Annotated in this window: 25 protein-coding genes; 16 read left to right on the forward strand and 9 right to left on the reverse strand. The window is 69.5% G+C overall.

All coding sequences use genetic code 11. The features are described 5' to 3' along the window. Window positions 1-2: 2 nt before the first annotated feature. From OO69_RS02290 to OO69_RS02300, 3 genes are read right to left on the reverse strand one after another with little or no spacing between them, the layout of a single operon-like run. Window positions 3-878, reverse strand: coding sequence for an ABC transporter permease (locus OO69_RS02290; RefSeq protein WP_078652259.1), 876 nt, complete (start codon window positions 876-878; stop codon window positions 3-5). Continuing rightward, entirely contained in the window at window positions 875-1,720 is an 846-nt protein-coding gene (locus OO69_RS02295; RefSeq protein ID WP_033278596.1) for a sulfurtransferase, read from the reverse strand. Before OO69_RS02295 ends, OO69_RS02290 begins: the two co-directional genes overlap by 4 nt. Then, on the reverse strand, window positions 1,717-2,454 hold the full coding sequence (locus tag OO69_RS02300; protein WP_033278597.1) for an alpha/beta hydrolase: 738 nt from the start codon (window positions 2,452-2,454) through the stop codon (window positions 1,717-1,719). The genes OO69_RS02295 and OO69_RS02300 overlap by 4 nt, the downstream gene beginning before the upstream one ends. Window positions 2,455-2,802: 348 nt before the next feature. On the opposite strand from OO69_RS02300, the gene OO69_RS02305 reads away from it, so the two are divergent. Both OO69_RS02305 and pqqB read left to right on the forward strand, forming a co-directional pair. Next, the gene (locus tag OO69_RS02305; RefSeq protein ID WP_033278598.1) at window positions 2,803-3,651 is read left to right on the forward strand and encodes a LysR family transcriptional regulator; all 849 of its coding nucleotides are present in this window, start codon (window positions 2,803-2,805) and stop codon (window positions 3,649-3,651) included. A gap of 145 nt (window positions 3,652-3,796) precedes the next feature. Then, window positions 3,797-4,681 (forward strand): pyrroloquinoline quinone biosynthesis protein PqqB, encoded by an 885-nt coding sequence (gene pqqB / locus OO69_RS02310; protein WP_033278599.1) that lies wholly within the window; start codon window positions 3,797-3,799, stop codon window positions 4,679-4,681. A 45-nt stretch (window positions 4,682-4,726) separates the two neighbouring features. On the opposite strand, the gene OO69_RS02315 is transcribed toward pqqB, so the two are convergent. Both OO69_RS02315 and OO69_RS02320 read right to left on the reverse strand, forming a co-directional pair. Beyond that, the gene (locus OO69_RS02315; protein ID WP_033278600.1) at window positions 4,727-5,128 is read right to left on the reverse strand and encodes a MarR family winged helix-turn-helix transcriptional regulator; all 402 of its coding nucleotides are present in this window, start codon (window positions 5,126-5,128) and stop codon (window positions 4,727-4,729) included. Window positions 5,129-5,235: 107 nt separating this feature from the next. Continuing rightward, complete coding sequence (locus tag OO69_RS02320) at window positions 5,236-5,586, reverse strand: VOC family protein (RefSeq protein ID WP_033278601.1); 351 nt, start codon at window positions 5,584-5,586, stop codon at window positions 5,236-5,238. 167 nt (window positions 5,587-5,753) lie between these two features. On the opposite strand from OO69_RS02320, the gene OO69_RS02325 reads away from it, so the two are divergent. Further along, complete coding sequence (locus OO69_RS02325; RefSeq protein ID WP_033278602.1) at window positions 5,754-5,981, forward strand: hypothetical protein; 228 nt, start codon at window positions 5,754-5,756, stop codon at window positions 5,979-5,981. A 152-nt stretch (window positions 5,982-6,133) separates the two neighbouring features. Then, window positions 6,134-7,477 (forward strand): hypothetical protein, encoded by a 1,344-nt coding sequence (locus tag OO69_RS02330; RefSeq protein WP_199810863.1) that lies wholly within the window; start codon window positions 6,134-6,136, stop codon window positions 7,475-7,477. Window positions 7,478-7,540: 63 nt separating this feature from the next. Here OO69_RS02330 and OO69_RS02335 read toward each other — a convergent pair whose 3' ends face one another. Continuing rightward, window positions 7,541-8,572, reverse strand: coding sequence for a LacI family DNA-binding transcriptional regulator (locus OO69_RS02335; protein ID WP_033278604.1), 1,032 nt, complete (start codon window positions 8,570-8,572; stop codon window positions 7,541-7,543). A gap of 167 nt (window positions 8,573-8,739) precedes the next feature. Between OO69_RS02335 and OO69_RS02340 the strand changes: the two genes are divergently transcribed. Together OO69_RS02340 and OO69_RS02345 are read left to right on the forward strand one after the other, a co-directional pair. Beyond that, window positions 8,740-10,761 (forward strand): beta-galactosidase, encoded by a 2,022-nt coding sequence (locus tag OO69_RS02340; protein ID WP_033278605.1) that lies wholly within the window; start codon window positions 8,740-8,742, stop codon window positions 10,759-10,761. Between the two features lie 303 nt (window positions 10,762-11,064). Continuing rightward, window positions 11,065-11,346, forward strand: a complete 282-nt coding sequence (locus OO69_RS02345) for a helix-turn-helix domain-containing protein (protein ID WP_033278606.1) — start codon at window positions 11,065-11,067, stop codon at window positions 11,344-11,346. Window positions 11,347-11,359: 13 nt separating this feature from the next. Here OO69_RS02345 and OO69_RS02350 read toward each other — a convergent pair whose 3' ends face one another. Together OO69_RS02350 and OO69_RS02355 are read right to left on the reverse strand one after the other, a co-directional pair. Then, a complete protein-coding gene (locus tag OO69_RS02350) occupies window positions 11,360-12,220 on the reverse strand; it encodes a ribonuclease BN (protein WP_051800721.1) in 861 nt (286 codons plus the stop codon). Between the two features lie 259 nt (window positions 12,221-12,479). Next, window positions 12,480-13,700: an RNA-guided endonuclease InsQ/TnpB family protein gene (locus OO69_RS02355; protein WP_033278607.1), complete on the reverse strand. Its 1,221-nt coding sequence runs from the start codon at window positions 13,698-13,700 to the stop codon at window positions 12,480-12,482. A 28-nt stretch (window positions 13,701-13,728) separates the two neighbouring features. Here OO69_RS02355 and OO69_RS53680 point away from each other — a divergent pair, with 28 nt between their 5' ends. The 10 genes from OO69_RS53680 to OO69_RS02405 all read left to right on the forward strand — a co-directional run bounded on the left by OO69_RS53680 (window position 13,729) and on the right by OO69_RS02405 (window position 22,026). Then, window positions 13,729-13,935: a TA system antitoxin ParD family protein gene (locus OO69_RS53680; protein WP_078652260.1), complete on the forward strand. Its 207-nt coding sequence runs from the start codon at window positions 13,729-13,731 to the stop codon at window positions 13,933-13,935. Window positions 13,936-14,001: 66 nt separating this feature from the next. Further along, window positions 14,002-14,463, forward strand: a complete 462-nt coding sequence (gene crcB, locus OO69_RS02365; protein ID WP_033278608.1) for a fluoride efflux transporter CrcB — start codon at window positions 14,002-14,004, stop codon at window positions 14,461-14,463. Next, window positions 14,460-14,840: a DUF190 domain-containing protein gene (locus tag OO69_RS02370; protein WP_033278609.1), complete on the forward strand. Its 381-nt coding sequence runs from the start codon at window positions 14,460-14,462 to the stop codon at window positions 14,838-14,840. Before crcB (OO69_RS02365) ends, OO69_RS02370 begins: the two co-directional genes overlap by 4 nt. After that, window positions 14,837-15,211, forward strand: coding sequence for a fluoride efflux transporter CrcB (gene crcB / locus OO69_RS02375; RefSeq protein WP_033278610.1), 375 nt, complete (start codon window positions 14,837-14,839; stop codon window positions 15,209-15,211). Before OO69_RS02370 ends, crcB (OO69_RS02375) begins: the two co-directional genes overlap by 4 nt. Before the next feature lie 88 nt (window positions 15,212-15,299). Then, window positions 15,300-16,136 (forward strand): undecaprenyl-diphosphate phosphatase, encoded by an 837-nt coding sequence (locus OO69_RS02380; RefSeq protein ID WP_033278611.1) that lies wholly within the window; start codon window positions 15,300-15,302, stop codon window positions 16,134-16,136. Window positions 16,137-16,318: 182 nt separating this feature from the next. Next, window positions 16,319-16,996 (forward strand): FadR/GntR family transcriptional regulator, encoded by a 678-nt coding sequence (locus tag OO69_RS02385; protein ID WP_033278612.1) that lies wholly within the window; start codon window positions 16,319-16,321, stop codon window positions 16,994-16,996. Further along, window positions 16,993-18,477: an amino acid permease gene (locus OO69_RS02390; RefSeq protein ID WP_420707844.1), complete on the forward strand. Its 1,485-nt coding sequence runs from the start codon at window positions 16,993-16,995 to the stop codon at window positions 18,475-18,477. Before OO69_RS02385 ends, OO69_RS02390 begins: the two co-directional genes overlap by 4 nt. A gap of 32 nt (window positions 18,478-18,509) precedes the next feature. Beyond that, window positions 18,510-19,529, forward strand: a complete 1,020-nt coding sequence (locus OO69_RS02395; RefSeq protein WP_033278613.1) for an asparaginase — start codon at window positions 18,510-18,512, stop codon at window positions 19,527-19,529. Window positions 19,530-19,633: 104 nt separating this feature from the next. Then, window positions 19,634-21,043 (forward strand): aspartate ammonia-lyase, encoded by a 1,410-nt coding sequence (gene aspA, locus OO69_RS02400; RefSeq protein WP_033278614.1) that lies wholly within the window; start codon window positions 19,634-19,636, stop codon window positions 21,041-21,043. 50 nt (window positions 21,044-21,093) lie between these two features. Next, the gene (locus OO69_RS02405) at window positions 21,094-22,026 is read left to right on the forward strand and encodes a glutaminase (RefSeq protein WP_033278615.1); all 933 of its coding nucleotides are present in this window, start codon (window positions 21,094-21,096) and stop codon (window positions 22,024-22,026) included. A 6-nt stretch (window positions 22,027-22,032) separates the two neighbouring features. Here the strand turns inward: OO69_RS02405 and OO69_RS02410 are convergent, their stop codons facing one another. Beyond that, window positions 22,033-22,800, reverse strand: coding sequence for an alpha/beta fold hydrolase (locus OO69_RS02410; RefSeq protein ID WP_033278616.1), 768 nt, complete (start codon window positions 22,798-22,800; stop codon window positions 22,033-22,035). Window positions 22,801-22,832 lie beyond the last annotated feature (32 nt).

Below are 22,832 nucleotides of genomic sequence, written 5' to 3' on the forward strand. Positions count from 1 at the left end.
GTCTACGCCTCACCCTCGAAGTTGGCCCGCCAGGTCAGCAGCCGGCGCGACAGGATCCGTACGGCGAAGTCGCAGGCGAGACCGAGCAGCGCGTACACGACGAGGCACAGCACGATGACGTCCGTACGGAAGTACTGCTGGGCGTTGCTCATCAGATAGCCGAGCCCCGCGTCCGCGTTGACCTGCTCGGCGAAGACCAGCGCCAGCCACGCGGTGGACAGCGCGTACCGCAGGCCCACGAGTGCCCCGGGCAGCGCGCTCGGCAGGATCACGTACTTGATCAGCCCGAACCGGCCGAGCCCCATCATCCGTGCGGCCTCGACGAGTTGGGCGTCGGTGGAGCGGATACCGCCGTAGATGTTGAAGTACAGCGGATACGTCACCCCGAGCGCGACGAGCGCGATCTTCGGGGTCTCCTCGATGCCGAACCAGACGATGAACAGCGGGATCAGACCCACCCAGGGGATCGCCCGGAACATGCCCATCGAGGAGTCGATGACGTCCTCACCGAGCCGGAACAGCCCGGCCAGCAACGACAGGACCAGCGCGACGGTCGCGCCGATCAGGAAGCCGATGGCGGCACGGCGGCCCGACGCGGCGATGGCGTGGGGGAGTTCGCCGTTCTTCGTGAGGTCCACCGCCTGACGCAGGACGTCGACGGGGGAGGCCAGTACGGACTCGGGGAGGACGCCGGTGGCGGAGGTCAGGAACCAGAGCAGGACGAGGCCGACGGGTCCGGCGGCCCGGCGCACCGAACGGGGCACGGTGAAGCGGCGCGAAGTCTTCGCCGTGCCGCGGATGGTGACCCGGGTGGACGGTGCGGTGGCGACTTCCTTCTGCTGCGGCAGCACGGCCGCGTCCAGCGGTTTCGTCGTCATGGCCGGTCTCCCGTCGCTGCCGGGCGCGCGGGGTCGGCGGACCAGGCGGACCAGGAACCGGGGAACAGCGTCGCCTCGAACCCGGCGATCTCCAGCGCCGCGATCTGATGGGCAGCGGTGACCCCGGACCCGCAGTAGACGCCGATGCGCGCCGCGTCCCCGGCCCCCCGCTCCTCGAACCGCTTGCGCAGCAACTCCGGTGCCAGGAAGGTCCCGTCCGCCGCCAGGTTCTCGCCGGTCGGCGCGGACACGGCTCCCGGGATGTGCCCCGCACGCGGGTCCACCGGCTCGACCTCACCCCGGTAACGCTCACCGGCGCGGGCGTCCAACAGCAGTCCTGATACGGCGAGTTCGGCGGCACCGTCGGCATCGGTGGTCGGCAGCGCACCCGGGCGGAGTACGACATCGCCCGGCGCCGGATCGGCGGGGATCCCGGACTCCAGTGGCAGCCCCGCGGTCCGCCAGGCGCCCAACGCCCCGTCCAGCAGGGTCACTTCGGTGACACCCGCGTACCGCAGCAGCCACCAGGCGCGGGCGGCGGCCGTGTTGCCCAGGTCGTCGTAGGCGACGACGGATCGGCCGGTCCCGATGCCCCAACGGCGGGCGGATTCCTGGAGTTCGGTGAAGTCGGGGAGCGGGTGGCGTCCGCCCTCGGGGCTCGCCGGTGCGGCCAACTCCGTGTCCAGGTCGACGTAGACCGCGCCGGGGATGTGGCCCTCCGCGTAGTGGTCCCGGCCGTGCGGATCGCCGAGGGCCCAGCGGACGTCGAGCAGGACGGGCGGCTGCTCGGAGCCGAGGAGTTCGGTCAGCTCGGCGACCGTGGTCGTCACGCGGCCGGTCATGTCAACTCCTCGGCTATCAGGGGAAGTTCGCGGACTTCGGAGGTCCCCGGAGCCTCGGGGGCCAGCCGGAGCCGTTCGAGGAACAGGACGACCGTGGCGGCGGCGGTGCGGTGGAGCGCGTCGTTGAGGGCGTCGTGCCGGCCGCCGTGGAAGACCACGGTCTGGACGCCCGGGTGGCCGTCGTAGACGCTCAGCGCTTGGTCGAGCGGGCTGATCGGGTCGTCCTTGCCGTGCAGGGCCAGGACCGGGACACGCACCAGGTCCAGGCGGGGTGCGGGCAGGTCGGGGGCGTCGTCGATGGCGCCGCGCCGGAAGTCGGGGTCGTTGGTGAGGCGTCCCTGGTGGGTCGGGCAGGCGGTGCGGGCGGCGGCCTCCTCCTCCCAACTGCCCGCTGTCCAGGCGCCGGTGGGCAGCCCGGCCAGGATCAGCGCGTCGACGCCCGCGGTCTGCTCGGCGGCGAGCTGAAGGGCGTAGAGCGCGCCCGTGTCGGAGCCGATGAGTACCTTCGGGCCGGGCAGCGACTCGTCGGCGAGCAGCTTGGCGGCCTGCTCCAGGACGGCGGGGTCGGCGGTCGGGTCGCCGAGGGCGCGGACGCGGTAGGCGTCGAAGCCGAGCCGGCGGCCGAACCGCTCGTAGACACCGCCGTGTTCGCCCCGCCCGGCCAGCACGATCAACGTGCCGCGCGCGGCGAGGCCTTCGGGTTCGTCCCAGGACGAGACGGAGGAAGAGGGCATGGGGTGACAGCTCCCAACGAGGGGAAAGGGGAGGGGAATTGAGGAGAGGGGGAGGAAACGAGCAGCCCGGAGCCGCCGTCACGTGTCAGTGCGCAGGGCAGACGTGATCAGCTGTGACTCGGGAAGGGTGCCGCGGAGAGGCGGTGGATCAACGACAGCGCGCGCTGCACGCCACGCCGAAGTCGATGACTCGGCGCTGCGTCAGAAGGGCAGCGAAAGCGGTCGTGTGCAGCATGCGCCCATCATGACCGGCGGCGACCGATCGCGTCCAACGATGATTCCGCATCGAAATCGATCAGTTATCGCGATCGATACGGATCGATACGTGAAACGGCTACCGTCACCGGCATGCCCCAACCTGTCCTCGACATCGTGGCCCTGCGCAGCCTGACCGCGATCGCCGACTGCGGCGGCTTCCACCGCGCGGCCCGGGCCCTCGCCCTGAGCCAGTCCGCGGTCAGCCAGCATGTGCGCAGGCTGGAGAAGACGCTGAGCCGCCCGATCGTGGAGCGCGAGGGGCGGGGCACCCGGTTCACGCCCGAGGGGCGGCTCCTCCTGGAGCAGGCCCGCCGCATCCTCGCCGTGCACGACGAGGCCGTACGCACGCTGCTCGACGTGGACGGCGACACCGTCACGATCGGCTCCACCGAACACGCGGCCGACCAGTTCCTGCCACGGCTGACCGCGGCCGTCCAGGAGGTGCGGCCCGGCTGCCGGGTCCGCTTCCGCATCGACCGCTCAGCCCGTCTGGTCGAGGCCGTGGAACGGGGTAGCGTCGACGTCGCGGTGTACGTCACCGAGGCCGCCGCGACCGAGGGCACACCGGTCGGCGGCCTCCCGCTCACCTGGCACGCGACGCCGGGCTGGCAGCGACCGGCCGCGCCCGCGCCCGTCCCGCTGGTCGCGATCGAGGACCCGTGCGCGATCCGTCGCCGCGCGATCTCGACCCTCGCCGCGCACGGGGTACCGGCCGCGGTGGTCGGCGACGCGGGGTATCTCGCGGGGGTCCTCGACATCGCCCGCACGGGGCAGGGCGTCGCGCTGCTCGCGGCGGTCGGTTCGGCTCCGGACGGGCTGACTCCCTACGACGGGCTGCCCTCCGTCACTCCGATCCCGATGAGCGCGCTGGCCCGGCCGGGGGCGGATCCGGCGACGGTGGAGGCGGCTTTCGCGGCCGTACGGGATCTGTTGCGTTGACCGGGGGAGGGGGAGAGGGCCGGTCGGAGATCGGCCTGAACTGCCCCCTGTGGTGGGGTAGTCCGGCCCGTTTTGGAGGAAAGATCCCTCGGGGAGATTCGGTGGGTCCGCGAGTTGGGTGAGTCGGCAAGGGGGCGCGATCGTCGTGAGGGTCGTCCTGCTCGGTACCGCGGCCGGTGGCGGTTTCCCGCAGTGGAACTGCGCCTGCGCGCTGTGCGCCGCCGCCCGTGACGGAAAACTGCCCTCGCGTACGCAGGAGTGCGTGGCAGTCACCGGCAACGCGCGCGACTGGTGGCTGCTCAACGCCTCACCCGACATCCGCACTCAGCTCACCGCGACCCCGGCGCTCTGGCCGGGACCGGGCGCGCGCGACACCCCGGTGCGCGGCGTCCTCCTCACCGACGCCGAGCCCCACCATGTGACGGGCCTGGCCGAACTCCGCGGGGCGGCGGGCCTCAAGGTGTACGCCCCGAGGCCTGTCCTCGCGGCGCTGACTCCGGCCCGGGCGGTCCTCGATCGTTACGCGCCCTGGGAGTGGTCCGACAGCCTCGCGGAGGGCGGGTTCGTACTGGCCGGAGGCCTGGTGGTGACAGCCCACCCGATGGGCACCAAGCCCCCGGTGTACCTGCCGCCGCGCCCGGCGGACGACCGCTGGGTGACGGCGTACCGCATCGAGGACCTGGCGACCGGCGGGGCGCTCGTCTACGCACCCGGTGTCGCGGCCTGGTCCGAGACCCTCGACGAGATGCTGGCGACGGCGGACTGCGCGGTGCTGGACGGCACGTTCTTCACGGCCGAGGAGGCGGGCACGGCGGCCCGTGTCGGTACGGGTCGGCCGCGCCTGGGACACCTGCCCGTCTCGGGCCCCGGCGGAAGCCTCGCCGCCCTCGCCCGTCACCCCGGAGTCCGCCGGATCTACACCCACCTGAACAACACGAACCCATTGCTGGACGCGAGTTCGGCGGCGCGGGCGCAGGTGAACGGAGCGGGGGTCCAAGTACTCATGGACGGCGCGGAGTTCGTGGTGTGAGGAAGTGGAGAGGGGTGAGGTGAGTGCAGAGAGCGGGGGGCGTTGTCAGCCCTCGGTGCCGTCCAACATCCGCGCCAGGACGCTCCGTTGGAGCGGGAGCACCTCCGCGTGGAGGTCACGCCCCTTGCGGGTGAGCGCGACCCACACCCCGCGTCGGTCCTCGATGCACACGGAGCGTTCCACGAGGCCGTCCTTCTCCAGTCGTCCGATGAGACGGGAGAGGGCGCTCTGGCTGAGATGGACCCGTCCGACCAGGTTCTGCACCCGGCACTGGTCGCCCTCCTGGGGCGCCTCGGACGCGAGCATGTCGAGCACCTCGAAGTCGCTCGCGCCCAGGCCGTGCGGGTGCAGCACGCGGTCGATCTCGCACATCGTGCGCGCGTGCACGGACAGGATGTCCCGCCACTGGTCCTCTAGCTGCCGGGCACCGGCCGACTTCACTGCCATACCCGCACGGTACACCGATCCGGCCAGTTATTGAGTGCGCAACTAGTGCACGCGCAAGTAGCTGGGGTGTCGTGGCGCGGGTATGGGCCGTCCGTCCTCGGCGTGCGTCAGGCGGCCGGATTCTGGGTGAGCCCGACGAAGTTCCCGTCCGCGTCCTTGACGAACGCGATGAGCTTGCCGCCGCCCACGTCCTGGACGTCCTGGACCAGCTCCGCCCCCGCCTCCACCATGGCCGCGAGCCGTGTCCGGATGTCGTCCACGGTCCAGTACGGCACCGGTCCGGTCATCCCCCTGGAGTGCCCGTTCGGGTCGAGACCGACGTCCTGCCCCGCCGCCTTGTACCCGACGTAGTACGGCTCGTCCGCGTACGGCTCGACCCCCAGCAGGGCGCCGAACAGGGCCTTCGCGGCGTCCAGGTCCTTGACGGGGTAGATGATCGTGTTCAGTCCGTCGGTCATGACGAGCTCCTCCGTGAAGCGTGGTCCGACGGATTTCGCCGGTGAATTCAGGCTAGGGCGGGGGAGGCGCGGGGGCTTCTCCAATCCTGACCGGCTGCTCCTGCCGGGTGCGGCCGTGGCACTCTGTGCTGACGAGAACCGGACTTCGCGGCGTACGAGGGGGGAGCATGGCCGACCGTCGTGCGCCGTGGCTGTTCCTGACCTGCATGGTGGCGGTGTTCCTCGTCGGAGTCGCCACGATCGTGGCTTCCCTGCTGGATCCCGATCCGTGGTGGTCCTGGTTGCCGCACCTGCTGCAGGCGGTGAGCCTGGTCGCCGTCGCCCTCTTCGTCGTCGTGGCTGTCGTTCCCCGCCGCCGACGGAGAGTGGGGAAGCGCAGCCTGCCTCCCTTGTAGGTGGCTGCCGGCACGGCGATGCCGATCAAGAAAACGGTAAGAACCACCCGCCCCACGCCCCCCACCTACAACCTTCCACCCCGGCACCCCGTCCAACTCCCGCCCGGTGCACGTCACTTGCCGGGCTTTCTTCTGCCCAGCTGGGGGATTTCATGAGTCCTGTCTCCGTCGGACGTGTGCTGCGTCGCGGGGCCTGTGCCGGAGCCGTGGGGGCGTTGGTCGTCGCGGGGCTCGGGAGTGGAGCCGCCTTCGGCGACGACGCGCCGCAGACCGACTACCTGTGGATCCACGCGCCGGGCGACCAGACGGTCACCGTCGCCCCCGACGGCGGTGCGGCGCAGTACCGGCCGCTGTCGCTCGGCATCTACCACTACAACGACAGCTTCACCGTGACCGACGGTCGGGTGACCGTCGACGCCTCCGGACTCGCCGGGGTCGCCGAGGTGGCCTGGCCCGACAACTGCACGCCGAACGACGCCGGCACCGTCGCCGTGTGCGACACCGGGGACGTGCCGACCCGCTACAGCCCGCAGGTGCGGCTGAGGACGCGGGCCGTCGCCGGCGCCGCCGTCGGAGCGCAGGGCACGGTCACGTACTCCGCGGAGGCCACCGGCGGACCCGACGGCACACTCGTCGCCCAGGAGGGCTCCGCGGAGACGACCGTCACCGTCGGCTCCGGCGTCGACCTCGGGATCAGCACCCCGCAGGACACCACCGGCGTCGCGCCCGGCACCAGCCTCACCGTGCCGTACGCGATCACCAACACCGGCAACGAGACCGCCCACGGCTTCAGCCTGAGCATGTGGGCGACGTACGGCCTCGACGTCACCACCCGCTACCCGCAGTGCACCTACACAGGGCCGGACGTCGACGGCAGCGGCATGACGCAGGTGACCTGCTCCTTCGACACCGACATCGCCCCCGGCGCCACTGTCGAACTGCCGGAGCCGCTGCAACTCGCCGTCACCGAGCGCGCGTTGTACGACCGGTTCGACTACGACGTCGAGCCCCTCGGCGATCTCGCCGACCTCGACAGCTCCGACAACAGCCGTTCCTGGCACATCGACGCGGACAACACCGCCGACTTCGCGGTCTACGGCACCTCGGTGAGCGGCGCGGCCGGTGACACCGTCACCTCCGGCTTCCGCTTCGCCAACCACGGGCCCGCCTGGGCAGGCGACGTCAGCGCCGGCGATCCGATCACCACGATCGACTTCCACCTCCCGGAGGGCACCACCGCCACGTCCGTGCCCAAGACCTGCCACAACGCCTGGACCTCCGGCGAGGACCCGACCATCGGCCACTACGCCTGCACCCTGCCGACGTGGGCCAAGCCCGACCTGGACGTCAGCTTCCCGTTCCAGCTCCGCATCGACCGGGTCGTCCCCGACGCGACGGGCCACGTCACGACCCGGGCCTACGACGGCACGCCCCTCGCCTTCGACGCGAACACCGAGAACAACACGGCCGAGGTGATCGTCAACCCGTCCGCCTGACCGTGGCGAGGAGGGGGCGAGCCTGGAGTCCGCCCCCTCAACTCGCCCCGAAAGCCCGCCCGTTCACGTCGACTCCCGCTTCACCAGCTCCGTCGGCAGTATCACCGCCGCCGTGTCCTCGCCCCCGATCTGCGCCAGCAGCACCCGCACCATCTCCGCGCTGATCCGGTCGAACGGCTGCCGCATCGTGGTGAGTTCGGGGCTGGACGCCAGCGCGGCGGGGGAGTCGTCGAAACCGCCGACCGCCACGTCCTCCGGTACCCGTCGCCCGGCCCGCTCCAGCGTCGTCAGCACGCCCCGTGCCATCAGGTCGGAGGCGACGAACACGGCGTCCAGGTCCGGGACTTGGGCCAGCAGTCGCTCGGCGCCGCGCTCGCCGCTGAGCCGGCTGTAGTCGCCGGAGACGACGAGGCTGTCGTCCACCTCGATGCCCGACTCCGCGAGCACCTCCTTGTAGCCGGCGAGGCGCTCGACACCGCCCGGCGTGTCCAGCGGGCCGGTGACCGTGCCGATGCGGCGGCGGCCGAGGGAGAGCAGGTGCCGGGTCATGTCACGGGCGCCGTCCCGGTCGTCGGCGGCGACATAGCTGATCTTGGAGCCGAGCCCGATCGGCTTGCCGCACGCGACCAGCGGTACCCCCGCCTCGCTCAGCTCCTCCGCCACCGGGTTCCCGGAGTGGCTGGAGACCAGCAGCACCCCGTCGACGTGCCCGGAGGTGATGTACCGCGTGATGCGCCGCCGCTCGTCCTCGGTGCCGGCCAGCATCAGCAGCAGCGGGATGTCGTGCGCGGCAAGCGCCTGGGTGCAACCGCGCAGCAGGATGTTGAAGTTCGGGTCCTCGAAGAACTTCTCCTGCGGTTCCGTCAGCAGGAAACCGACCGAGTCCGAGCGCCCCGTGATCAGCGAACGGGCGTGCCGGTTCACCACGTAACCCGTCTTGCGGATGGCCGCGGTGACGGCCTCCTGCGCGGCCGGGCTCACATAGTGCCCGCCGTTGAGGACCCGCGACACCGTGCCCCGCGAGACACCGGCCTCACGCGCCACGTCATGGATCGTCGGTGGTCTGCGCCGACCCCCCGTATTGCTCATGGTCAGACTCTACGGCTCCCGGGCCCGCAGCCAGAAGCGCCGCGCTGGGAGCGTTCACAGCAGAGAAACATCAGGGACACTTGTCAGCGGTCGCAGGCGTGCGGTTATGTTGGGGCGGCGCCCTCGGGCGTGCTGTGTGCACGTTCCCAAATGATCGACTACGGGAGAGATCCATGCCGGAGACCACCCCCAAGGGCCTCACCAGGCTCGCCTTCGGTGGGGACTACAACCCCGAGCAGTGGCCGGAGAGCGTCTGGGACGAGGACGTCCGGCTGATGCGAGAGGCCGGCGTCACCATGGTGAGCGTCGGGATCTTCTCCTGGGCACTGCTGGAACCCGAGCAGGGTGTGTACGACTTCGGCTGGCTGGACCGCATCATCGGCCTGCTGCACGAGAACGGCATCCGCGTCGACCTCGGCACGCCCACCGTCTCCCCGCCCGCCTGGTTCTACCGCGCCCACCCCGAGGCCCTGCCCGTCACCGCCGACGGCACCCGCTACGAGTTCGGCTCACGCGGCGCCATCTGCCACAGCAACGCCGACTACCGCGCGGCCGCCGCGAACATCACCACCCAACTCGCCGAGCGCTACGGCGACCACCCGGCCCTCGCGCTGTGGCACGTCTTCAACGAGTACGGCGTCCCCGTCTCCGCCTGTTACTGCGACTCCTGCGCCGCCCACTTCCGCCGTTGGCTGACCACGACGTACAAGACGGTGGACGGGGTCAACGAGGCCTGGGGGACGGCCTTTTGGGGCCAGCGCTATGGAGACCTCGGCCAGATCAACCCGCCACGGCTCACCCCGACCGCCGTCAACCCGGCCCAGGCGCTGGACTACACGCGGTTCGCCGACGCCACGATGCGCGAGAACTTCGTCGCCGAACGGGACATCCTGCACCGCCTCTCGCCCGGCATCCCGGTGACGACCAACTTCATGGCCGCCCTCAGCCAGTGCGAGTCCGTCGACTACTGGGCCTGGGGCCGCGAGGTCGACCTCGTCACCAACGACCACTACCTGATCACCGACGGCCGCCGCACCCACGTCAACCTCGCGATGGCCGCCGACCTCACCCGCTCCGTCGCGGGCGGCGCCCCCTGGCTGCTCCTCGAACACTCCACCTCCGGCGTCAACTGGCAGCCCCGCAACCCCGCCAAGGCCCCCGGCCAGATGGCCCGCAACGCCCTCTCGCACGTGGCGCGCGGCTCGGATGGCGCGATGTTCTTCCAGTGGCGCCAGTCCCGGCGCGGCGCCGAGAAGTTCCACTCCGCGATGGTCCCGCATGGCGGCACGGAGACTCGCGTCTGGCGCGAGGTCGTCGAACTGGGCGCGTCCGTCGAGGAGTTGGGCGAGATACGCGGCACGCGCACGCGGGCCGACGTGGCCGTCGTATGGGACTGGCACTCGTGGTGGGCGCAGAAACTGGCGTGGCGCCCCAGCGAGGACCACGACGCGCGCGAGCGTGCCGACGCGTTCTACGAGGCTCTCTACGACCGGCACTTGACCGTCGACTTCGCGCACCCGGAAGCCGACTTGTCGGCCTATCCCCTTGTCGTCGTACCGGCGTTGTATCTGATGACGGAGGCGGCCGGGCGCAATCTGAAGCGGTACGTCGAGAACGGCGGCACCCTTGTCGTCTCCTACTTCTCCGGCATCGTCGACGAGCACGACGCCGTCCACGAGGGCGCCTATCCGGGTGCGCTGCGGGACGTACTCGGCCTGACGGTCGAGGAGTTCTCGCCGCTCCTGGCCGATCAGCGGGTGCGCATCACCGGACCCGACGGCTCCGAACTCACCGGCGACGTCTGGACCGAGTTCGTCGTTCCGGACGGCGCCGAGACCGTGTGGACGTACGCCGAGGGCCTCACCGCCGACCACCCGGCCGTCACCCGGTACCGCCTCGGCGAGGGCACCGCCTGGTACGTGTCGACCCGCCTCGACGCCCACGGCCTGGACGCCCTGCTCGGCTGGGCGGCCGAGGACGCCCGGATCGCGCCGCGCGCCGAGCTGCCGTACGACGTCGAAGTCGTGCGTAGGGAAGGGGAGTTGGGGAGCTTCCTCTTCGCGATCAACCACAGCGCCTCGGACGTCAAGGTGCCGCTCGGCACCGACGGCACCGAACTGCTGACCGGTGAGCGCGCCGCGGGCGGCCTCGCGGTCCCCGCCGGAGCCGTCCGGGTCGTACGACTCGACGGCTGAGCCGACTCCCCTCCGCCCGCGCGAGCCGTGAGCCGCGGGTGGAGGGGACCTGTCCGCTGCCGGGCGTGCGGTTCTGTTCGGCTACGGCGGTGTGGTTCGGCCAACACCGTTCCCGGGAGCCGGTGTTCCGTCCCAGCGGTGCGATCGCGCCCCGCCCGTCGTCCCACGCCCCAGGGCCGACCGGCCCTCTCGAACAGGACCGTTCGGTCCCGGACAAGGGTCACCGAGTCCGGGACGTGGCGGACCGTGCTGCGGGAGAGTGGGAGGACGCGGCAAGCGGCGCGCAGAACGGAGGGTCACGCCATGCTGAGGACTCCGACAGGTCAGCGACGGTTGGACATCCTGGAGTGGCTGAGAGATCCGGCCACCCACTTCCCGGACCATCGGTACGTCCCCGAGGCCGGTGTCACCTCGGAGGCGGTGGCGGCCAAGCTGGGCGTGTCCCGCCAGGTCGCCGACACGCACCTCGAACTCCTCGCGGGCATGGGCCTGTTGCGCGTGCGGCGGATCCGGCTGCGGACGTACTACCGGCGCGACGAGGTCCGTATCGCCGAGGTGGCCCGGATGTTCGAGAAGGGCTGGTAGCCGAGCCCAGGGCTCACACCTTGTCCTGTTCGGAGCGCGTCGGCGGTTCCTCCGGCTCGGCGGACACCGGGGCGTCCGGTGCTTCCGGTTCCGTGCGGAACTCCGCGTCCGGGTCCCCGAACCGCTCGCACAGCAGCCTGCCCACCAGCGCGCCGCCGTAGAGCACGAAGCCCACGCCGACCAGCCAGGACTCCACGACCAGGACCGTGCCGACCGGGCCGTAGCTGACCGCGTTGGTGACCAGGAGCGGGGTGAACACCAGGTACGAGAACCAGCGCAGGCCGACCAGGCCCGCCATCGTGGCGAGGGCGCCCGGGAGCAGATAGCGCCAGGGGACCCGGTGGTTGAGCAGGAAGTGCGGGCCCCACCAGAAGAACAGCAGACCGGCCGCCATGCTGAGCAGGATGCGGGGCGTGCCCTCCAGGACGTTGCGGGTCTGCACCTGCGCGTACAGGTAGCCCATCAGCATGACCAGCCAGATGAGTTGACGCCAGATGCGGTTCCAGGGGGCGCCGGTCGGGAGCCACACATGTTCGTAACCGCTCTGCACACTCGACGCGAAGGACAGCCCGAAGAGTGCGAGCAGCGCCACGCTCCACGCACTCGTGGCGCCGATGACCTTGCGGGGCGGGGTGAAGACGTCGGTGAGCGCACGGGCGGAGCGGCCGGACAGGTCCATGCCGTCGACCAGCCACAGCGCGAACCCGCCGTGCCCGAGCGGATCGGCCGCGGCCACCACGATCAGCAGGGGTGCGAGGGTGACCAGGGCGAGCGTCGCGAACCCCATCGCCCGGTGCAGCAGCTCCAACTCCCGCCCGCGCCGGTTGAGTTCGGCGAGCCCCAGCCCCTGCCACACCGCGCGCACCCGTCTCATCGCGGACGCCCCGCACGCCGGGTGGCCGACCGTGACATGAGGGCCCCCTTCTCGCCGACCGGCAGCGGGATCCGGGTCACCAGCAATACGCTCGGCAAACGTGGCCGGGCGACGTGACGACCGGGAAGAACAGCAAGCGTACGCGCGCCTGTCCGTACCGTGGAGGCTTTCGTGGACCGACCCCAGGCCCCGGTCGCGGCCAACGGTCCCTACTTTTGAAACCTCTCCCGCCTGAAGGTGAGGGCGGAGGATTCCTGGCTCAGGCTGCCTTCTGGAGCGGCGCTCCGGGAGGTCTTGCGCCTTCGGCACCAGCCGGGTTGAGACCAGCCCGGATCAGCATCACGCGGGCGGAGTTCTTGTCCCTCGGGGACACGGCTCCGCACGTGGTGCAGGTGTAGGTACGTTCCGACAGCGGTAGTGCGTGCTTGGCTCTCGCTCCGCACTGCGCGCAGTCCATGGTGGTGTGTGCGGGGTGCACGAGACGGACGTCCCGCGCGTGCTTGCGGCCCATTTCCAGCAAGGCCTTTTTGGTGGCACCGATCGCCGCGTCAGCCGCTTTGCGGGCCATGCTGGTCCTGGCTAGGAACTTGGGACGGAAGTCTTCCACGGCGATCGCGTCATGGTCGGTCACGACGTGCTTGGCCCACTTGCGACCCATGTCCTGCCGCTGCCTGGCCACCTTCTTGTGTGTCTTCGCCCGCAGCTTCTTCGCTTCGCGGTATCCCTTCGAAGCCGCTTGCCCCTTGGCGGACTTACGGCGGGCCATCATCCGGTCGTAGCGGGTCAGCTTTGCCCTGGCCTTCTTACCGTGTTCGACAAGAGGCAGGTCGTGGGCGTCGCTCGTGGTGGTCGCGGTCTCCTTCACGCCCCAGTCGATGCCGATCACCGCGCCAGTGGTGGGCAGCGGTTCGGCTTGGGCAGCGACGACGAAGGAGGCATACCAGTGGCCGAGGCTGTCCTGGTAGATCCGTACCGAGGACGGGGCAGCGGGAAGCTTCCGCGACCACACCACGCTCAGCACGATCCCGCCCGCCAGGTGCAGGCGCCCGTCCTTCAACCGAAAGCTGCGGCGGGTGTAATTCAGGCTCGGGAGGCACTCTCGCTTCTTCTTGTACTTCGGCATCCCGGCCCGCCGTCTCTGCGGCACACGGTCCTTGACGTCTTTCTGCGCCTTCGCGCGGGATTTGCCGAAGTCCCGGATGGTTTGCTGCTGCGGCACCGAGCTGCCTTCACGAAGCCATGATGTTGCCTTCCGGGCTGCGGTCAGCAGTTTGTCGAGCTGGGCCGGACCGCAGGTTGCCTCTTCACCAGTCGCTTTGTTGCGTGCATATACGGCCTTGGACTTGGCCACACACTCGTTCCAGATCCACCGGCATCGCGCCCACTCGGACTCAAGTGCGGTGCGGGCGGTGGACGACACGCGCAGCCGGAAGGTCCACCGGGCATGCCAGGCGTCTCCAGTTGTCTGTGATGTCGTCATGGCTACATAATGGCTATATCGTGGCTACATGGTCAACTTCAACGTCCGGTTCCCCGACGACCTCCACGCCCGGGTGCGTGCTCAGGCGGCTGCGGACCGGCGGTCCATCAACTCTGAGATCCTGTATCTGATCGAGGTCGGCCTCGCAGGCGTCTCGGCAAAAGCCGGATCGCCCGGCGGTGATCCGGCTGACGCTGCACCGTTCCGCAGGAAACCGGATTCCTCGTCGGCCTGAAGTGGGCAACCTCCGGCTTTCGGGCGAAGGCGCCCGGAGCCCCCGACGAGTAGGAGACGTACGGCCATGACAGCTCCCGAAGCCGAGAGCCTGCGTGCCCGGACCGTGGCCCCGCGACCGTCCGTCTGGCGCGGTCAGGGACTCGTCGTCGCGGTGGTCGCGCTCGGCGGCGCGATCGGGGCCGTGGCGCGGTACGCGGCTTCGCTCTGGTGGCCTGCGGAGAGCGGTGGCTTTCCCTGGACGACGTTCGGGATCAATGTCGTCGGGTGTGCCGTGATAGGCGTGTTCATGGTGGTCATCACCGATGTGTGGGCCGCGCACCGGCTGGTACGGCCGTTCTTCGGCACCGGGGTGCTCGGCGGGTTCACGACCTTCTCGACGTACGCCGTCGACATCCAGAAACTGGTCGACGGGGGCCATCCCCGCACCGCGCTGGCCTATCTCGCCGCGACCCTGCTCGCGGCCCTCGCGGCGGTGTGGCTCGGGGTGACGGCCGCCCGGCGCGTCCTGAAGTGGAGGCAGCGATGACCAGGCTGACCGGCAGCGCCCTGCGCGTGACCGTCTTCATCGGCGAGAACGACACCTGGCACCACAAGCCCCTCTACTCGGAGGTCGTCCACCGCGCGCACGCGGCCGGTCTCGCCGGTGCCAGCGTCTTCCGGGGTATCGAGGGCTTCGGCGCGTCCTCCCTGATCCACACCTCACGGCTGCTGTCGCTGAGCGAGGACCTGCCGGTGGCGATCGTGATCGTGGACACCGAAGAGCGCGTACGCGCCTTCCTGCCTGAGCTGGACGAACTCGTCGGCGAGGGGCTCGTCATCCTCGACGACTGCGAGGTCATCCGGTACGTGGGCCGCGCGGACGGCTCCGGCGAATCGGAGCGGAAGGGTAAGAAGTCGTTGTGAACTGGGTGTTGGTCGTCGCGGGAGCCATGGTCGGTGCTCCGCTCCGGTACCTCACCGACCGCGCGGTGCAGACCCGGCACGACACGGTGTTCCCCTGGGGCACCTTCGCGGTGAACGTCACCGGCTGTCTGATTCTCGGTGTGCTGACCGGTGCGGTGTCCGCAGGCGCCGCGGGTCCGCATCTCCAACTCCTCGTCGGGACAGGCCTGTGCGGGGCCCTGACGACGTACTCGACCTTCTCGTACGAGACACTGCGGCTGACCGAGACGGGGGCGGGGCTCTACGCTGCCGCCAACGTCGTCGGCGGCGTGACGGCGGGCCTCGGTGCGGCATTTGTCGGGGTGTCGATCGCGGAGGCCCTGTGGACGTAAGGGTTCGGGCGCTTTCCGTGCCCGGGCAGGACCGTTCCCGGCGCTATTGTCTACAGCACTGTCGACCAACTCCCAAGAACTGGATCTCATGAGCGTCATCAGCGTCGGTCAGGCCGCCGTCCTCGGAGTCGTCGAGGGGGTGACCGAGTTCCTTCCGGTCTCCTCGACCGGCCATCTGAAGATCGTCGAGGGGCTGATGAAGATCCCCGTGGACGACGATTCCGTCGTCGCGTTCTCGGCCGTCATCCAGGTCGGCGCCATCGCCGCCGTGCTCCTGTACTTCTTCAAGGACATCGTGCGGATCGTGACCGCGTGGGGCCGTGGCCTGCGCAATCGCGAGGAGCGCTATCACCACGACTACAAGTTCGCCTGGTGGGTGATCTACGCGACGATCCCGATCGTGATCGTGGGGCTCGCCGCCAAGCCGCTCATCGACGGGCCGCTCGGCTCGCTGTGGGTGGTCGCCGCCTCGCTGATCGTCGGCAGTGGTGTCATGTGGTGCGCCGACCAGATGGGCCGGCACAAGCGCGGTGAGGACGACACCACCTTCAAGGACGCGATGCTGGTGGGCAGTTCACAGATCCTGGCGCTGCTCTTCCCCGGCTTCTCGCGCTCCGGCGCCACCATGTCCACCGGTCTCATCCTCGACCTGGACCGCGTCGCCGCGACCCGGCTCTCCTTCTTCCTCGGCATCCCGGCCCTCACCGGCGCCGGCATTTACGAGCTGAAGGACGCCCTCGGTGCGGGCGTGGGCGCCGCCCCGCTGGCCGTCGGCACGATCGTGTCCTTCGTGGTGGCCTACGCCTCCATCGCCTGGCTGCTGAAGTTCGTCGCGAAGCACTCCTTCAACGCGTTCGTGATCTACCGGATCATCATCGGTCTGCTGCTGTTCGGGCTGCTCGGCACGGGTGTGCTCAACAGCTGACGGCCGCTGACATCGGGCGGACGATCATCACAGCGGGCGTGAAGCCGGATTTTCAGGCTTCACGCCCGCTGAATTTTTCTTTTCCGATCGCTTGACAGCACTGTCCCGTCACCCGCAGGATCACGTCCGTGAACCTGTCAGACAGCCAGACAGGTGGAGTCGGGCCGCGGCGCGTCAGCGCCATGGAAGCGGTGCTTGTCCACCTCCGCGGCGCCATCGAGCGCGGCGACTACGCCATCGGCGACAAGCTTCCCTCCGAGGCGGAGCTGTGCCGCACGCTGGAGATCAGCAGGCCCGTGCTCCGCGAGGCCCTGCGGGCCCTGCAGACCATGGGCCTGACCGTCTCCAAGACCGGCAAGGGCACCTTCGTGGTGGCCAACGCCGTGGAGGACCCCACCTTCGGCGACTACGCGGCCAGCGACCTGCTGGAAGTGCGCCGCCACGTCGAGATCCCGGTCGCCGGGTACGCGGCGCTGCGCCGCACCCCGGAGAACCTGGACCACCTGGCCCACCTCCTGGACCGCATGGAACAGGAGACCGACACCACCGCGTGGGTCGCGATGGACACGCTCTTCCACCTCGCCGTGGCGGAGGCCGCCCAGAACCCGGTGTTCCGCCGGGTCATCGAGGAGATCCGCGACGCGCTGGCCCGCCAGTCCGCGTTCCTCAACGAACTCGGCGGCCGGCGCGAGCAGTCCAACCGCGAGCACCGGGCGATCGTCGAGGCGCTGATCGACGGCAGCGAGCCGGACGCCGTCGAGGCCATGTCCCACCACCTCGACCGGGTCGAGACGACCCTCACCGACATCGTGCGCCCCGCGCGCACGAACACCCCCACGGAAGGCGGACCCGAGGCGTGAGCGAGCAGTCCCTGCACGGCAGCGAGCAGTCCCGGCGCGACGGCGTACAGTCCCAGCGCGACGGCGTGCAGAAACGATCCGGCCATGTCGACGCCGGAGACGCCGGTTACAGCAAGTCCCTGAAGTCCCGGCACGTCAACATGATCGCCATCGGCGGCGCGATCGGCACCGGCCTCTTCCTCGGCGCCGGCGGACGCCTCGCCGACGCCGGCCCCTCGCTCTTCATCGCGTACGCGGTCTGCGGACTCTTCGCCTTCCTGGTCGTCCGCGCGCTCGGCGAACTCGTCCTGTACCGGCCCTCGTCCGGCGCCTTCGTGTCGTACGCCCGGGAGTTCCTCGGCGAGAAGGGCGCGTACGTAGCGGGCTGGATGTACTTCCTGAACTGGGCCACCACCGGCATCGCCGACATCACCGCCGTGGCCGTCTACACCCACTACTGGAGCATGTTCTCCGACATCCCCCAGTGGGTGATCGCCCTGATCGCGCTCGCCGTGGTCCTCACCGTGAACCTGATCTCGGTGAAGATGTTCGGCGAGCTGGAGTTCTGGTTCGCGATCATCAAGGTCAGCGCGCTCGTCGTCTTCATGCTGATCGGCATCTTCCTGCTGGTCACCCAGCACCAGGTCGACGGCACGACCCCCGGCCCGTCCCTGATCACCGACAACGGCGGCGTCTTCCCCAACGGCCTGCTGCCCATGCTCCTGATCATCCAGGGCGTCGTCTTCGCCTACGCCTCGGTCGAACTGGTCGGCGTGGCCGCCGGTGAGACCGAGAACCCCGAGAAGATCATGCCGAAGGCGATCAACTCGATCATGTGGCGCGTCGGCCTCTTCTACGTCGGCTCGGTCGTCCTGCTCTCGATGCTGCTGCCGTGGAACAAGTACAGCGCGGGCCAGAGCCCGTTCGTGACCGTGCTGTCGAACATCGGCATCCCGGCGGCGGGCGGCGTCATGAACCTCGTCGTCCTCACGGCGGCCATGTCCTCGCTCAACTCCGGCCTGTACTCCACCGGCCGCATCCTCCGCTCCATGGCGATGTCCGGCTCGGCCCCCAAGTTCACCTCGGTGATGAGCCGCAGCCAGGTCCCCTACGGCGGCATCCTGCTCACCAGCGGCATCTGCGTCCTCGGTGTCGGCCTCAACTTCGTGGTCCCGGCGGACGCGTTCGAGATCGTCCTCAACTTCGCGGCGATCGGCATCCTCTCCACCTGGGGCATGATCATGCTCTGTCACTTCCTCTTCTGGCGGAAGACCGAGAAGGGCGAACTGACCCGCCCCGGCTACCGGTTGCCGGGTTCCCCCTGGACCGAACTCGTGACGCTGGCCTTCCTCGCCTCCGTCCTGGTCCTCATGTACGCCGACGGCGGCGCCGGACGCACCACCGTGCTGTGCCTGCCGCTGATCGCCGCCGCGCTCGTCGCCGGATGGTTCGCCGTCCGCCGCCGCGTGGCCAGCACGTCCTCCACCGCACCCGACGCGTGAGACCCACGTCGTCCTGACCCTGACAGGCAGTGATGTTCAGCAGTTCCCTCGCGGACCCACCCCTCATCCGTGAACCCCTCCACGCACCCGTCGCCCACCTGATCCGCGGCGGACTGATCGAGGGCATCCACTACGGCTCCGTCGTCGTCCTCGATGCGGATGGCCAGGTCCAGCTTCAGATCGGTGACATCGAGGCGGCGTTCTATCCGCGCTCGGCGATCAAACCCGTGCAGGCCGTGGCCATGGTGCGGGCGGGGTTGCCGCTCGACGGTGAGCTGCTCTCGCTCGCCGCGGCGAGTCACTCCGGCGAGGAACGTCACCTCGCCGGGGCGCGGCGGATCCTTGAGCTTGCCGGGCTCACGGAGTCCGATCTGCGCAACGTTCCTGATCTCCCGTTCGATCCGGCTGTGCGGGATGTCTGGGTGCGGGAGGGGCGGGCGCCGTCGCGGCTTGCCCAGAACTGTTCCGGGAAGCATGCGGCGATGTTGTACGTGTCGAAGCTCAATGGGTGGTCGCTCGATGACTATCTCGATCCCGCGCATCCGTTGCAGCAGGCGATCGCCGAGATCGTCGAGGATCTCACCGGGCAGCGGATCGCTCGGGTGACCGTTGACGGGTGTGGGGCTCCTTTGTTCTCCATCTCCCTGCATGGGCTTGCCCGTGCTGTTGCTCGGATTACTACTGCTGCGCCGGGGACGCCTGAGGCTCGGGTTGCTGATGCGATGCGGGAGTTTGCGGAGATGGCGTCCGGGGCGGGGCGGGATGTGGCTGCGTTGATGCGGGCCGTGCCGGGGCTTCTGGCCAAGGACGGGTTCGAGGGAGTTCAGGTCGCCGCGTTGCCTGATGGGCGGGCTGTTGCCGTGAAGGTCTCGGACGGGGCTAATCGGGCGCGGGTTCCTGTTGCTGCGGCTGCGCTTGTGCGGGCCGGGGTTGAGGAGGGGCTGCTTGCCGAGTTTGCGGGGGAGCCGTTGCTTGGTGGTGGGGAGCCGGTTGGTTGTGTTCGGCCTGTGCGTGCCTTGGACCCTGTGCCGCCATTGTCTGCGTGTGCCTAGATCGGTTGTGGGGATCTGCGGGCCCGGTGGGGGCTGGTCGCGCAGTTCCCCGCGCCCCTGAAAAGCAGGGCGTTGGCCCTTGACCTCTTTGGAAGGTGACCCTCATGACCGTTGCTGTTCGTCGCGAACATGATCTGCTCGGGGATCGGGATGTACCCGGTGATGCCTATTGGGGTGTTCACACTCTGCGGGCCACGGAGAACTTCCCTATCACCGGGACGCCGATCTCCGTCTATCCGCACTTGATCAATGCGCTCGCTGCCGTCAAGGAGGCCGCTGCTCTGGCCAATGAGGAGTTGGGGCTGCTCTCGCCGGAGAAGACGGGGGCCATTGTCGGCGCCTGTCGGGAGATCCGGGGCGGGAAGCTGCATGACCAGTTCGTGGTGGACGTGGTGCAGGGTGGGGCCGGTACCTCGACCAACATGAACGCCAACGAGGTTGTCGCTAACCGGGCGTTGGAGTTGCTGGGACACGGCAAGGGTGAGTATCAGTTCCTGCACCCGAACGAGGATGTCAACCTTGGGCAGTCCACCAATGACGTGTATCCGACCGCGGTCAAGGTAGCGACCGTCTTTGCCGTGCATGGACTGCTCACGTCGATGGCTGTACTGCAGGACGCCTTTGCCCGTAAGGCTGTTGAGTTCCGTGATGTGCTCAAGATGGGCCGTACACAGTTGCAGGACGCTGTGCCGATGACGCTCGGTCAAGAGTTCTCCGCGTATGCGGTCATGATTGACGAGGACCGTCAACGTCTTGACGAGGCTGTGCAGTTGATCCATGAGATCAACCTGGGCGCTACGGCTATTGGGACCGGGCTCAATGCGCCTGCCGGCTATGCGGAGTCGGCTCGGCGGCATCTTTCGGAGATCACCGGGCTGCCGCTGGTGACGGCGGCCAACCTGGTCGAAGCCACGCAGGACTGCGGGGCGTTCGTGCAGATGTCGGGGGTGCTGAAGCGCGTCGCGGTCAAGCTCTCCAAGAGCTGCAACGATCTGCGGCTGTTGTCGTCGGGGCCGCGTGCGGGGCTGGGGGAGATCAACCTGCCGCCGGTGCAGGCCGGTTCGAGCATCATGCCGGGCAAGGTCAACCCGGTGATCCCCGAGGTCGTCAACCAGGTCGCCTTCGAGGTGATCGGCAACGACGTCACCATCACGATGGCCGCCGAGGCCGGACAGCTTCAGCTCAACGCGTTCGAGCCGATCATCCTGCACTCGCTGTCGGAGTCCATCACGCATCTGAGTGCCGCCTGCGTCACGCTCGCCGAGCGGTGCGTGGACGGCATCACCGCCAACACCGAGGCGCTGCGCGCGAGCGTGGAGAACTCCATCGGGCTGGTCACCGCTCTGAACCCGCACATCGGGTACACGGCCGCCACCGATATCGCCAAGGAGGCCCTCGCCACCGGCCGGGGCGTGGCCGAACTCGTCCTGGAGAAGGGGCTGTTGCCCGCCGAGACGCTCGCCGCACTGCTGCGGCCCGAGGTCCTGGCCGGCAGCGGGCCCGTAGCCGTCTGATCCCCGCCGTCCGATATGCCCACGCGCACCAGGACCCGCCCGGAGGCACAATGGTGATCATGTCCCCATCGATGGCCTTCCAGCCGGTCCTGGAGCGCATCGCCAGTGAGATCGAGCGGACCCCCGGCCGCGGCCGGCCCGCCGACTACATCCCGGCGCTCGCGGCCTGCGACCCGCGCCGCTTCGGCATGGCCGTCGCGGAGCTGGACGGCACGGTGTACGGCGTGGGGGACTGGCGGCAGCCGTTCTCCACGCAGTCCATCACCAAGGTCTTCACCCTCGCCCTCGACCTGGCCCGCGAGGGCGACGAACTCTGGGAGCACGTGGGCCGCGAGCCCTCCGGCAACCCCTTCAACTCCCTTGTCCAGCTGGAGTACGAGAGCGGCATCCCGCGCAACCCGTTCATCAACGCGGGCGCGCTCGTCGTCACCGACCGGCTCCAGACCCGTACCGGAGACGCGGCCGGGGAGCTGCTCGCCTTCCTGCGCGCGGAGAGCGGGAACCCCTCGCTCGGTTTCGACAAGGAGGTCGCCGCCTCCGAGTCCGCGAACGGCGACCGCAACGCGGCCCTCGCCCACTTCATGAAGTCCTACGGCAACATCGACAACGAGGTGCCCGTCCTCCTGGACCAGTACTTCCGGCAGTGCTCGATCGAGGCGTCCTGCGCCGATCTCGCGCTTGCCGCCGGGTTCCTGGCCCGGCACGGCAGCCGCGCCGACGGCTCCCGGCTGCTGACCCTCACCCAGGCCAAGCAGGTCAACGCGGTGATGCTGACGTGCGGGACGTACGACGCGGCGGGCGAGTTCGCCTACCGGGTGGGGCTGCCCGGCAAGAGCGGGGTGGGCGGCGGGATCATCGCGATCGTCCCGGGGCGGTGCACCCTCGCCGTGTGGAGCCCGGGACTTGACGAACGCGGGAACTCCGTGGCCGGGGTCGCCGCCCTCGACCGCTTCACGACTCTGACGGGTGTGTCCGTGTTCTGAGCGTCGTCAGCCCAGGAACTCGGTGAGCAGGGGCAGCAGCACCTTCCGGCGCATGAGTTCCATGTGCGTGGTGCCGGGCAGTACGGCGAGCTGTGCGTCGGGGATCAGCCGGTGCATCTCGGCTAGGTGCTCGATGTGGAAGAAGTCCGTGTCGCCGATGACAAGGAGTGTGGGCGCGCTGAGCGTGCGCAGGTCGTCGGCGGTCCAGTGCAGCGGGGCGTTCGCCGCCGCCGAGCACTTGGCGAAGAAGTCCTGGAAGTGCTCGGGGTGCGGTGCGACGGCCGCGTAGGCGTCGGCCATCTCCTGGAAGTCGGCCTGGCTGGGCAGCCGGGGCGAGTTGAAGTCGGGGGCGCGGACCTCGTCGTGGAAGCCGTCCTGGGAGTACGCGACGGCGGCCGGCACGAGCCGTCCGACCCGCTCCGGGTGCCGGACCGCGATCTCCAGCGCGACCAGTCCGCCGAGGCTGAACCCGATGAAGTCGGCCTGGCGGACGCCGAGTTCGTCGAGCAGCGCCACCACGTCGGAGGCCAGGTCCGGGATGGTCAGTGGCCGGTCGGTGTCGGGGGTGTGGCCGTGGCCCTGGAGTTCGGGGGCGATCACGTACCGCTCGGCCGACAGCGCGGGCAGCAGCGTCCCGAAGGCCAGCCCGACGGTCTGGACACCGCCGTGCAGCAGCACCAACGGGCGCCGGTCCTCGCGTTCGGTGCCATGGATCTCGTAGTACATCTCCTGGCCGTTCACCTTGGTGCGGGCGGAGCTGGTCGGCACGGTCATCACGTCACGTCCGTTCTGCGGAAGTCGGTCAT

The organism is Streptomyces sp. NRRL F-525 (genome assembly GCF_000716605.1).
Taxonomy (GTDB): Bacteria; Actinomycetota; Actinomycetes; order Streptomycetales; family Streptomycetaceae; genus Streptomyces.